The sequence below is a fragment of the Actinopolyspora alba genome, from assembly GCF_900112765.1.
GTDB classification, from domain to species: Bacteria; Actinomycetota; Actinomycetes; order Mycobacteriales; family Pseudonocardiaceae; genus Actinopolyspora; species Actinopolyspora alba.
Genome location: NZ_FOMZ01000001.1, coordinates 157,993 through 169,598, shown reverse-complemented (window position 1 = coordinate 169,598; position 11,606 = coordinate 157,993). Strand labels below are relative to the sequence as shown.

General features: G+C 68.5%; 7 protein-coding genes and 1 riboswitch. Of the genes, 5 read left to right on the top strand and 2 right to left on the bottom strand.

Annotated features, from left to right (window positions below; all coding sequences use genetic code 11):
- Nucleotides 1-5: 5 nt before the first annotated feature.
- The 5 genes from bioD (at nucleotide 6) to BM150_RS00710 (ending at nucleotide 5,909) form a co-directional block, all read left to right on the top strand.
- Nucleotides 6-731 carry a dethiobiotin synthase gene (bioD, locus tag BM150_RS00730; protein ID WP_217641281.1) on the top strand — a complete coding sequence of 242 codons (726 nt, stop codon included), beginning with the start codon at nucleotides 6-8 and terminating at the stop codon, nucleotides 729-731.
- Between the two features lie 124 nt (nucleotides 732-855).
- Nucleotides 856-1,818, top strand: a complete 963-nt coding sequence (locus tag BM150_RS00725; RefSeq protein WP_092922215.1) for an FAD-dependent oxidoreductase — start codon at nucleotides 856-858, stop codon at nucleotides 1,816-1,818.
- A 120-nt stretch (nucleotides 1,819-1,938) separates the two neighbouring features.
- A riboswitch (TPP riboswitch) is annotated at nucleotides 1,939-2,049 on the top strand.
- 34 nt (nucleotides 2,050-2,083) lie between these two features.
- Nucleotides 2,084-3,139: a thiamine ABC transporter substrate-binding protein gene (locus tag BM150_RS00720; protein ID WP_217641280.1), complete on the top strand. Its 1,056-nt coding sequence runs from the start codon at nucleotides 2,084-2,086 to the stop codon at nucleotides 3,137-3,139.
- A 92-nt stretch (nucleotides 3,140-3,231) separates the two neighbouring features.
- A complete protein-coding gene (locus tag BM150_RS00715; protein ID WP_092923191.1) occupies nucleotides 3,232-4,797 on the top strand; it encodes an ABC transporter permease subunit in 1,566 nt (521 codons plus the stop codon).
- Nucleotides 4,797-5,909, top strand: a complete 1,113-nt coding sequence (locus tag BM150_RS00710; RefSeq protein ID WP_092922209.1) for an ABC transporter ATP-binding protein — start codon at nucleotides 4,797-4,799, stop codon at nucleotides 5,907-5,909. Before BM150_RS00715 ends, BM150_RS00710 begins: the two co-directional genes overlap by 1 nt.
- Before the next feature lie 110 nt (nucleotides 5,910-6,019).
- On the opposite strand, the gene BM150_RS00705 is transcribed toward BM150_RS00710, so the two are convergent.
- Nucleotides 6,020-8,242, bottom strand: a complete 2,223-nt coding sequence (locus BM150_RS00705; RefSeq protein WP_092922206.1) for a terpene synthase family protein — start codon at nucleotides 8,240-8,242, stop codon at nucleotides 6,020-6,022.
- Nucleotides 8,243-8,554: 312 nt separating this feature from the next.
- Nucleotides 8,555-11,458 carry a helix-turn-helix transcriptional regulator gene (locus BM150_RS00700; RefSeq protein WP_245755179.1) on the bottom strand — a complete coding sequence of 968 codons (2,904 nt, stop codon included), beginning with the start codon at nucleotides 11,456-11,458 and terminating at the stop codon, nucleotides 8,555-8,557.
- Nucleotides 11,459-11,606: the final 148 nt, after the last annotated feature.

Sequence of the window (11,606 nt, the reverse complement as noted above, 5' to 3'; positions counted from 1 at the left end):
GCACGGTGGGCAGGACGCTTTTCGTGACCGGTACCGGCACCGGGGTCGGCAAGACCGTGGTCACCGCCGCGTTGGCCGCCACCGCCTCCGGCTCGGTGGCGGTGCTCAAACCCGCGCAGACCGGAACCGTGGGCGACGACGAGGGTGATACCGCCGCGATCGGGCGAATGACCGGTGGGGTCGAGCGAACGACGGGCGGTGTCACCACTTTGGAACTCGCGCGCCACCGCGACCCGTTGGCACCCGCCGTGGCGGCGCGACGCGAGGGGGCCTCGCCGGTCACGCCGGAGCGGATCGTCGCGGCGGTCGCTCGGTTGGCCGCCTCGCACGATCTCGTGCTGGTGGAGGGGGCCGGTGGGCTGCTGGTGCCCTACGACGATTACGGCGGCACGCTCGCCGACGCGGCGGGTTCACTGGCCGCGCCGGTGCTGGTGGTGTGCCCGGCGGGACTGGGCGCGTTGAACGCGAGCGCGCTGACCGTCCGGGAACTGCGCCACCGTGGGTTGGACTGCCCCGGGCTCGTGATCGGAAGCCGACCGAGTGATCCCGATCTCGCGGCGCGCTGCAACGCGGCCGACCTTCCCGCCGTGACCGGCGTTCCACTGCTCGGGGCGCTGCCCGAGGGAGCCGGGCGACTGCGGGGAGCCGAGTTCCACGCCGTCGCGGTATCGGGGCTGGCGCCCGCACTCGGCGGGGAGTGGGACGCGGTCGGGCTCGGGGCCGCACGCTGACTCCCGCTGAGCGGGGCGAACCACGTCGCGGTCACTTCTCGGGTGCGCGTCCGGCGGGCGAGCGTCGGTATCCGTGCCCGCGAAGAAGGTGTCCCGACGACTCGCCCGGTGCTATCGTCAGCCAATGAGTGGTCGATCGCCGAGGGTTCTGGTCATCGGTGCCGGCGTTTCCGGGTTAACCACGGCCGTGTTGCTCGCCGAACGCGGTTGTCGCGTGCGTATCAGAACCACGGAGTACCCCGGCGAGACCACCTCGGCGGTGGCCGGGGCGATATGGGGACCGATCTCGTTGGCTCCCCGTGACCGCACCGTCGCCTGGGCGCGCCGCTCCCACGGTCGGTTCCTGGAACTGGCGAACGAGCCGGGTACGGGAGTTCACCTGGCCCTCGGCACGGTGGCCAGTCGGGAGCCGATCGCCGCGAAGCGGCCCGAGGAGACCCGGCTGATGACGGATCTTCGTGCCTGCGAGCCGGGCGAACTGCCGCACGGGTTCACGGCAGGCGCGCGGGCCACGCTCCCGCTGATCGACATGCCCCGCTATCTGGACTACCTCACCCGGCGGTTCCGCGAGGCGGGTGGTGAGCTGCTCCGCAGCCAGGTGCCGAGCCTCTCGGACGCCGCGGGGGAGAGCCGGATCGTGGTCAACTGCACCGGGGTGGGAGCACGTGAGCTGGTCGGTGACGCCGGTGTGCTGCCCGTGCTCGGGCAACACGTCGTCGTGGAGAACCCGGGGATCGCGGAGTACTTCGTCGAGCTCTCCGAGAGCGGCCGGTGGGCCAGTTACATGCCGCACGGCGACCGGCTGGTGCTCGGCGGTGTCGCGGTGCCGTACGCCTGGGACCGCGTTCCGGACGGGGAGGTCACGGCGGGAATCCTGCGTCGCTGTGCCGAGATCCGACCCGAGCTGCGCGACGCGCCCGTCCGGGAGGAGATCGTCGGCCTGCGCCCCAGGAGCGAGAGCGTACGGCTCAAGGTGGAGCACTACGAAGGCGCCCGCATCGTGCACAACTACGGCCACGGCGGCGATGGGGTGGCGGTCTCCTGGGGATGTGCCCACGAGGCGGCCGAGCTGGCCACGGACGAGTAGCGGTGCGATTCTCCTGGGGAGCCTCCGCGAGGTGCGTCGCCGGTAGGAGCGGGCCAACGAGGCCCAACCGGAGTGAATCGCTCTCGGGTCTCGGTCGGGATAGTGCGATGCAGTAGACTTCCGGTTCGCCACGGGAGTCCAGTGCGCTGGGCTGAGAGGAGGACACGGGGTCCTCGACCGTCCTACCTGAACCCGGGTAATGCCGGCGCAGGGAGGCGTGCGATCAGCTCGGTGTCGCACTCGTGGTGTGACCACGGGAGGATCGTTGAGACGCAGTACCGCACGTCGAACGCGTGCCACGCTGGCAGTGGCAGTCACATTACTGGTGGCCGGGTGCTCACTCATGGGCACCGGCCGTGACTCGCAGGCCCCCACCGTGACGCTGGTCACGCACGATTCGTTCGTGATCAGTGATGAGTTACGGAAGAGGTTCCAGCAGGAGTCCGGCTACCGCCTCCGAATCCTGCGCAAGGGAGACGCGGGCGAACTCACCAACGAGCTGGTGCTCACCAAGGACGCCCCGATCGGCGACGTCGCCTTCGGTGTCGACTCCACGTACCTCTCGCGCGCCGTCGACAACGGGGTGTTCGCCTCCTACCGCCCCGAGGGGGCGGGCCACATCCCGATCGAGTACGGCCACGGCGCCAACGACAGCCCGACACCCGTCGACGCGGGCGACGTCTGCGTCAACATCGATCTGCGCTGGTTCGAACAGCACGACCTCGAACCGCCCGCCGAACTCGCGGATCTGGCCGAGCCGCGCTACGCGGGCCTGTTCGCGGTTCCCGATCCGGCGACCTCCTCGCCCGGTCTGGCTTTCCTGCTCAACACCGTGTCCACGTTCGGTGAGCAGGGATGGCAGAACTACTGGCGAGAACTGCTGGACAACGACGTTCGCATCTCCTCGGGCTGGCAGCAGGCCTACAAGCAGGACTTCTCCGGCTCGTCCGGCGGTGGGTCCCGTCCGATCGTGCTGTCCTACGCCTCCTCACCCGCCGCCGAAGTCGGCCGGAACGGACAACCGCGCACCAAGGCACTGCTGGACACGTGCTACCGCCAGATCGAGTACGCCGGTGTCATAGACGGGGCCACGAACCCCAAGGGAGCGCGGGAGCTGATGGACTTCCTGCTCTCGTGGAAGTTCCAGCGCCGGATGCCCGAGCAGATGTACGTCTATCCGGTGCTCATGGGGGTTGAGCTGCCGGAGAGTTGGCAGGGCGTCGCCCCGCGGCCGTCCGACCCCACCGAGATGCGGCCGGAGCGGGTGGAGCGCGACCGCGCCGAGTGGATACGCCAGTGGCGGTCCCTGACGAACCGGTGACGGCCGGCGAGGCCCCGGCGAACGGGACGGCGAAGAACAAGGCCGGGGCCGACGGCACCGCGGTTTCCGGTCCGCGACCACGCGGACACGCCGTGTTCATCACCGTGGGCGCCGCGCTGGTGCTGGGGTTTCTCGGCGTCTTCTTCGCGTGGCCGGTGGTGGCGATCCTGCGCCTCGGACTGGGCTCGGGCCTCGGTGCGGTACTGACCGCTCCGGAAACCTGGCGGATCGTCGCCTTCACGCTCGGCCAGGCTGCGGCCTCCACCGTCCTGGCGATCGTGGCCGGGATGCCGCTGGCCTACCTGCTCGCGCGGGTGCCCGTGCCGGGGAAGGCCCTGCTGCGCGCCCTGATCACCGTCCCGTTCGTACTCCCCACCCTGGTGGTGGGAATGGCCTTTCGCGCTCTGCTCGGCACCGCCGAGCCGAACGCGTGGGCGATCGTGCTCGCCAACGCGTTCTTCAACGTCGCCGTGGTCGCCCGGACCGTCAGCGGCCTGTGGACCCAGCTCGACCCGAGAGCGACCGACGCGGCCCGCAGCCTCGGGGCGGGACCTCTCCGGGCCTTCCGCACCGTGACGCTACCCGCGTTGCGCCCCGCACTGTGGTCGGCCGCGGCGGTGGTCTTCCTGTTCTGCTCCACCAGCTTCGGCGTGGTGCTGGTACTGGGTGGCGGGCGGTACCGGACGCTGGAAACGGAGATCTACCTGCGCACCGTGCGGCTGCTCGACCTGTCCGGCGCGGCCGCGCTGTCGCTGCTGCAGTTCGCGGCGGTGCTGGCCGCGCTAGCCGTCGCCGCGTTCGCTCGCGGACGCAGGGAGAACGTGCTCGCGCTGCGCCGGTCACGAGCCGCCCTACGACGCCCTATCGGTGGCGAGTGGGTACCGGTGGGCTGCGCGGTCGTCGTGCTCGGAGCTCTGGCCGCTCCGATCGTCGCCCTGCTCGTGCGTTCGGTGAACGCGCGCGGTGGTTGGAGTCTGGCCGGCTATCGGGCGTTGTCCGGCACGGGGGGAGTGCTGGACGTGTCGGGGTGGCAGGCCGCGTGGAACTCGCTGCGCACCGCCACCGACGCGACGTGGATGTCGTTGCTGCTCGGTGTGCTCGCCTGCCTGGTGCTGACGAGTCTGCGCAGCCGGTGGGCGGCGGAACTCATGGACGCCGCCCTGATGCTCCCGCTGGGAGTCTCCGCCGTCACGGTCGGGTTCGGCTACCTCGTCACGCTGCACGTGCTGCCAGGCGATCTGCGGACCTCGCCGCTGCTGGTGCCGTTCGCCCAGGCCCTGGTGATCACGCCACTGGTGATCAGGACGATACTGCCGGTCCTGCGCTCGGTGGATCGGCGGGTGCGTGCTGCCGCCGCGACGCTGGGGGCCGGACCGTGGCGGATCCGTCGCGAGGTGGACCTGCCGCTGGCAGGGCGGGCGGTGGTCACCGCCGCGGGATTCGGTTTCGTCGTCGCACTGGGCGAGTTCGGCGCAACCGGTTTCCTGGCCCGTCCGGAGGCGCCGACACTTCCGGTGGCGATCAGCACGCTGCTCAGTCGTCCCGGAGAGCTGAACACTCAGATGGCCTACGCGGCCTGTGCATTGCTGATGCTGGTCACCGCCTGCGCGGTGCTGGTCATCGAAACCCTGCGTTCCGATTCGTCGGGGGAGTTCTGATGCGCTCCGTACTCGGGTCCCGGGAAACAACGGCGGTTCCGGAGAACCGCCGTGAGCCGGACGACGGCCTGCGGCTGGAAGAGCTGACGGTGCGCTACGGCGGCACCACGGCACTGTCCGGTGTGGACCTTCACGTGCCACGCGGTGAGGTGCTGGCAGTGCTGGGGCCCTCCGGTTGCGGCAAGACCACCCTGCTGCGGAGCGTGGCCGGGCTGGAGCGTCCTTCGGGAGGACGGATCGCCTTCGACGGTGTCGAGCTGTCCGGGGTGCCGGTGCACCGCCGCGGTTTCGGCATGGTCTTCCAGGACGGCCAGCTCTTCGGGCACCGCGACGTGGCGGGCAATGTGGACTTCGCGCTGCGGATGCGATCGGTCGGCAGACGCGAGCGCCGCGAGACGGTGGCTCGACTTCTCGAACTGGTCGGGCTGGCCGGTTATCAGGATCGACGAGTCACCGAGTTGTCCGGAGGGCAGGCGCAACGGGTCGCGCTGGCTCGGGCGCTGGCGGCCGAGCCCCGGTTGCTGTTGCTCGACGAACCGCTCTCCGGGCTGGACCGGATTCTGCGGGAGCGGCTGGCCGTGGATCTGGCACGGGTGCTCGATCGGAATCGGATGACCGGCGTGCTGGTGACCCACGACCACGACGAGGCCTTCACACTCGCCGACCGGATAGCGGTACTCGCGGCGGGGCGGATCGAACAGCTCGATACCCCGTGGCGCCTCTGGCACCGGCCCGCCACCGAGGAGGTGGCGCGGTTCCTGGGCTGCGGCATCGTTCTGTCCGGTCTCGCCGATGAGGAGACGATCCGTTGTGAGCTCGGTACGCTGCCCCGCCCACCGGACTGCCCCGTGGGGACAGTCCGAATCGGACTACGTTCGGCGGGACTGCGGGCCGCTCCCGCTCGCGAAGGCACCCCGGTCGGGCGATCGCGTGCTGTGGTGCGGGAACGGGTCCATCGGCACGACCACGTGCGCTTGACGGTGACCCTCCCGGACGCGCCCGGGTTCGACTGGCTGGAAGCCGTCACCTCGCTCGACGACGTTCCCCACGTCGACGACGAGGTGACGCTCACGCTCGAACCGAACGGGACGGCCCTGATCGTCGACTCGTAGCGCGACTCCGTCGACCGGGTTTTCGCAGGTGCTCGTCCGACGGAACCTTTCGCGGATCCTCGTCGCGGGAGCCCCGACTTCGAGTGGGCACGACCGGTGAGAGCTCCCGCTCAGGCGATCCGGGCGGCGGAGGTCCCCAGGCCGGTGGGCCCGAAGCTGAAACCGAAGGGGTTCGCGACACGCCGCAGTTCGGCCTCGGTGTAGCGCACACAGCGGCGATGCCACTCCAGGATGCCCGACATCCAGTCCTGCAGCTCCGCCACGTGACGTTCCAGCCGGCGCCGCACGTCCTCGTCCAGATCGAACTGCTCGTACAGCCCGGGCAGCTCGTTGGCGATGATGTGCTGGAACTGGGCCATCCTGGAGTTGGCCAGCTCTCCCACGACATCGCGTGCCCGTTGCTGGTCGACTCCCAGGAAGTTACGCACCACCAGCACCATGTTGTGCAGTTCGCCCTCGAACTCGATCTCCTTCTGGTAGGAGAACAGATCGTTGACGAAGCAGGCGAAGTCCTGTGCGGCGGTGTCCAGCTCCCGCAGCGTGCGGGTGCGGTAGATCTCCGGCGGGACCGAGTTCGCCGCCGAGAGCCGCGACAGACTCATGGTCATGTCCGAGCCGAACGTTCTACGACGCATCTCGATGTAGTCCACCGGGTCCGGTATCCGGTTGGCCGTCTGGTTGTCCAGTTCCCAGACCCAACTGGACGTCATGTCCAGCACTGCCTCGCGGAACTCGCCACGGGCGGCGGGGGACAGCGGTGTGGCGGTGCGCTGCCACAGGTCGGCCAGGCCGCGTTCGACCGGGTTGCTCGGTTCCGGTGTGCCGCTCATGTCCAGCGGCATGAAGTCCGGGAGCCGCGCGTCCTGTTGCTTGGCTGCCGTCAGGTTGCGGGTGGTCCCGAACACCAGCGGGTAGTAGTCGTCACCGTAGGTTCCCCAGGCCAACCAGTCCGAGGACAGCTTGAGCTGGTCCAACTCCGCGTCGGCGTGGATCATCGAGGCGCAGTGCGGCAGGTCCAGATTCACGAAACGCTCTTCGTCCCAGACGCCGCCGAGTTCCACCCCGGGCACCGAGTCGAACATTCCCATACGGCGTGCCCAGTCGATCGCGTAGGCGCGTGCCGTGTCGATGTGTCGACTGGTGCGGAAGGCGTAGGGCACGTCCAGCTCGGGGAGGGGAAGCGGTCCCACTCGCTCGAACGGTTGGTGGGAGTGCTGCCGTGAGCGGTGCGCCACCCCGATCGTCGCGGTGGACGTGTGGAGCCTGCTCGCCGAGGTTCCCAGCCCGTTCGGGCCTCCCAGCACCCCCAGCACCGGGTTGCCCCGGGGTTCGAGCTGTTCGTTGGTGTAGCGGCTGGACGTGGCGTGCCATTCGTGGCCGCCGGACTGCCAGTCCTGCAGTCCTTTGACGTAGGCCGCCACTCTGGCCTGCTCGTCGGGGGGAAGACCGTTGTCGGCGAACAGCGCGGGAACGTCGTGCAGCGCCGCGTTCTCGAAACGCTGCAGCCGAGAGGTCAGCAGGTCGTTGACCAGCTCGGCCGCCTGCTGCGTGGAGCAGTCGAGGAATCGTTCGAACACCAGCACCGCGTTGGAATTCTCGCCTTCCTCGGCGACCTCCCGCTGGTAGGAGAACAGGTCGTTGCGCAGGTGCACCGCGTCCGAGAAGCTGTCGGACAGCACCTCGATCGGGCGAAGAGCGGTGATGTGGTCCGGTAGTTCCGCCTTGACGGCGCACTCCACCAGGTTGGCCGACCACGGCGCGCCACCCACCCTGCGCCGCATCTGCATGTACTCGATCGGATTCGCGATCCTGCCGCGGGTTATGTTGTCCAGTTCCCACATCGACTCGACCATCAGATTGTGGGTGCTGCGGGTGAACCGCCTGCGCCAACCGCTCGACATCGACGGTGCGGTGCGCTGCCAGAGATCGTGCAGACCCGCCTCAGCGGCGTTGGCGGGTTCCGGTGCCTGCTGGTCATCCTCGGGCATGAACAGGTCCAGCCGGTCCAGGTACCGCTGTGCGCCGCGCGGGTCCCGGGAGTACTTGAACTGCTCGAGGAAGTCGTCGTCGAAGAAGAACACCCACACGTACCAGTCGGTGATCAGATCCAGCATCGGTCCGTCACAGTCGGGGTGGGTGTAGGCGCACATCAGCGCGTAGTCCATCTTCTCCAGCGCCTGCCGGTCCCAGATCACACCACCTCCCGGTTTGGGAGCTTCCAACATGCCCATCCGCTCCGCCCACTCGGCGCTGTGCCTTCGGGAACGTTCCAGGTGCGGATTCAGCCGGGCGGGGTGGGGCAGGTAGAACTCCGGGTAGGTGAAAGCGACCATCGGTCCGCCTACTCTGTCGACTGCGGAATGCCGAGGAGCAGGTTGGCAATTCGGAGTAGTGCGTTGCTACGGCCATCCGAGCGATGCTCGTGTTCTATCGGGTGATGTCCATCAGCCGATCGAACCAATCGAACGGTCCCCGTCGGCGACCGTTCCCCCGAGGCCCTGTTGGCTGTCACCTCGACCGCCACGACAGCCGCCCATCTCGGCGCTCCTGATGGGAAAGACCGGTGCTCGTTCCGTACCGCCGCGGAAACCGATCGCTTGACACCGGCCACCCGATCCGCCGGGAAGAACGGCGAGGCGGAGGAGTCACACTCGGCGGTGTTCCGGTGAGCGGTGTCGAAGTTGCTCGCGGGAAGCGAGCTTGAGCTTGCGCAGCACGTTGGCGACGTGCTGCTCGACCGTGCGTGTCGAAAGGAACATGACCCGCGCGATCTCGCGGTTGGTGTTTCCGTCCCGGACGAATCGACACACCTCTTCTTCCCGAGGCGACAGCTGCTCGCCGTATCCCCGTCTGCCGCGCCGCGAGGACTGCGTGACACCGTGCTCCCGCAACGCGTACCGGCAGCGGGCGGCGTCGTGGGTGGCCCCGAGCGCGTCGAACTCCTCGGCCAACGCTCCGAACGCCGCGGGATCCGCACAGCCGTCCGCCGATTCCGTGGTCCTGTCCCGGTCAGTTCGGGCACGTTCGACGCGCCATCGGCACAATCGCTCCGCCGCGAGCGCGGCGAAGTACGGCGCGGGTAGATTGACAGCACGATCACGTGCCTCTTCCAACAACCGACCTGCTCGTTCGTCCCCGCACCGAGCCGCCAGCAGACCACGGCACATCGGACGCGCGGCCCTCGCGGCCGGAGCGTCGAGGCCGGCCACCGCCGTGTCGAACGTTTCGGCCACCCGCTCGGCCGCCGCCACGCGTCCGACCCGCAGCTGAGCCGCGACGGCTCCGGGGACCAGTTCGGCGGCCCAAACCCACGCCTCCTTGCGGCGCACCAGTCGGATACCGATATCCGCGATCTCCGCGGCTCTGTCGTGCTCCCGCTGCGCCGACAGCATACGTAACGTGGCCGCATAGGCGTTGACGACCACGGGGGCGTAGGCGTTGTTGGGATCGTCCATACCGGTGTCACGCAGATGTCGTTCGGCACGCTGCCACTGTCCGGTCGCCACGGCCAGGCACCCCATGATCAGCGAGAGTTCGCTGGCCACGGGTAGCAGGTCGCGGTACTCCTCGTGCAACGTCGCCGCGCGTTCGGCCAGGCCGTGCCAATGGCCGGTCACCCAGTCCAGATGTGCTCGTGTCGCGCGTGCCGTACTGACTATGAACGGTGCTCCGCAGTCGTTGGCCAAGCGGATCCCGCTGTTCAGATAACCTCGCGCCGTTTCGAAGTGGCCGACCCAGGAACAGGAATCCGCGATGTTGCAGTGTGCCCTAGCGAGATCGCGTTGTTCGTGTGAGGTGTCCGTGCTCGTGGGCAGCCGTTCGATCGCCCGCCACGCCGAGGGCTCTCCGATCATGAGTTGGGCCGGCGCGTTGTTGGCGAGCATGCTCAGTCGAAACGACGCATCGGGCTCGTCCTCGACGGCCCTGTCGACTTCACTCATCCAAGCCCGATGTTCGCCGAGTGCGACGGCACCGATGTAGGGCTGCGCGAGCACCGACATCGCCTTCACCCGCAGTTGGGGGCGTCCGGTCAGCTCGTCGATAGCGTTGGTGATCGCGGTGCGGCCGGATTCGAGTCCACCGGACTGTCTGCTGAGCAGCAGCCCCAGTGCCAGCCGTACCTCACCGCGTACCGAGGCGGGCAGGCGAGAGTCGGAGAGCAGCCGCTCCAACGCCGCCGTGACCTCGTGCTGATTGAGTCCGGTGTAGGCCACTCGGCTCAGTTTGCCCGCGAGCCTGCCCACGTCCGACGGGGCGAGGTCGGCTTCGTCGAGCAGCGCCTGTAGCGAGCTCGTCGCCGTGGCCGCGTCACCGACTTCACCCGCCTGGTCGGAGGCGGCTTCGGCGTAGTACAGCCAGTCCTCGTGTGCGCCCGCGTATCGACTGTGCTCGGCGAGCCGCACCAGCGGTTGTGGGACGGTACGAGCGAGCTCGATCGCCGCGCGCGCGTGCAGCCGCTCCCGATCGGGACCGGGTAACGTCCAGTACACGGCCTGGCGTGCCAACGCGTGTCGGAACCCGTAGCGCGCTCGACCGCATTCGAACAGGATTCCGGCTTCGATCGCTTCGGTCAGGGCGGCACGTACGTTTTCAGCGGAAAACGCCGTCATATCACCGAGCAGCCGCGTCGAGGCCGGGATTCCCAGTACGGCGGCTGTCTGGGTGGTACGTCTGGCGGAGTCCGAGAGTCGGGACAGCCGCTCCAGCGCGGCTTCGCGGAGCAGCGCGGGTACCTCGGCCTCCTCCAGCAGGCGGCGTGCCCGAACGCCGTCCGTTCGCACCGCTCCCGCCGGATCACGCAGGGCCCGTAGTGTTTCCTCCAGCACGAACGGGATGCCCGCGGTTCGCTCGTGGAGCCGTGCGGCGAAGTCGGGTGAGACGAAGCAGTCACCGAGGATGGCGGCGGTCAGCCGCTGCACGCCGGACACGTCGAGCGGTCCGACGACGACCGTGGCGGTTTTGTCCGAAGCGGATGAACGGCAGGCGGGACCGAGCGGCATGCCGCCCGCTACTTCCTCGCGCCGATAGGTGACCAGCAGCGTGAAGTGACTCGGCAGTTCGGCCAGCAGGAAGCGGAGCAGATCGCGCGAGTCCTCGTCGGCCCAGTGCAGGTCCTCGACGATCAGCACGGTGTGACCGAACGCGTCGAGCAACTCGCGAACCGCACGGAAGAGACGGTGCCGTTCGGCACGTGTGTCGTGGAGTTGTTCCGGGGCCGGTGGCAGTATCCCGGCCAGTTCCGGAAGGTAGCTCCGCAGTACCCCCGTCACCGGACTCAGCTCGGTGACTGGGGTGATTCGGTTGCCCGCCGCGCGCAGCGCGTCCAGTAGGACACCGTAGGGGAACGGTTCGCGCATGGGTTGGCAGTGCGCGGTCAGGAATCGTTTTCCCGCCAGTCGGGGGTGCTCGATCAGTTCGTGCACGATGCGGGTCTTTCCGATACCCGCTTCACCTTCCACGAAAATCGCCGAGGGTGAGTCGGTCGCGTAATCGAGCAGCGTGTTCAGTTCCGCCGTTCGGCCGACCAGTACCGGTGAGGTCGTGCGCACCGTCGCGTGGTGAGAAGTGTGCCCAGCGGAAGAACGTACCGCGTTCGCCATACAGCCTCCGGTGACTACGCCGAACGGTGCATGAAGTGTGTCATCAACCATAGCCACACCATCGTGTGAAGGTAACCCACTTTAGATTGATGTCCGT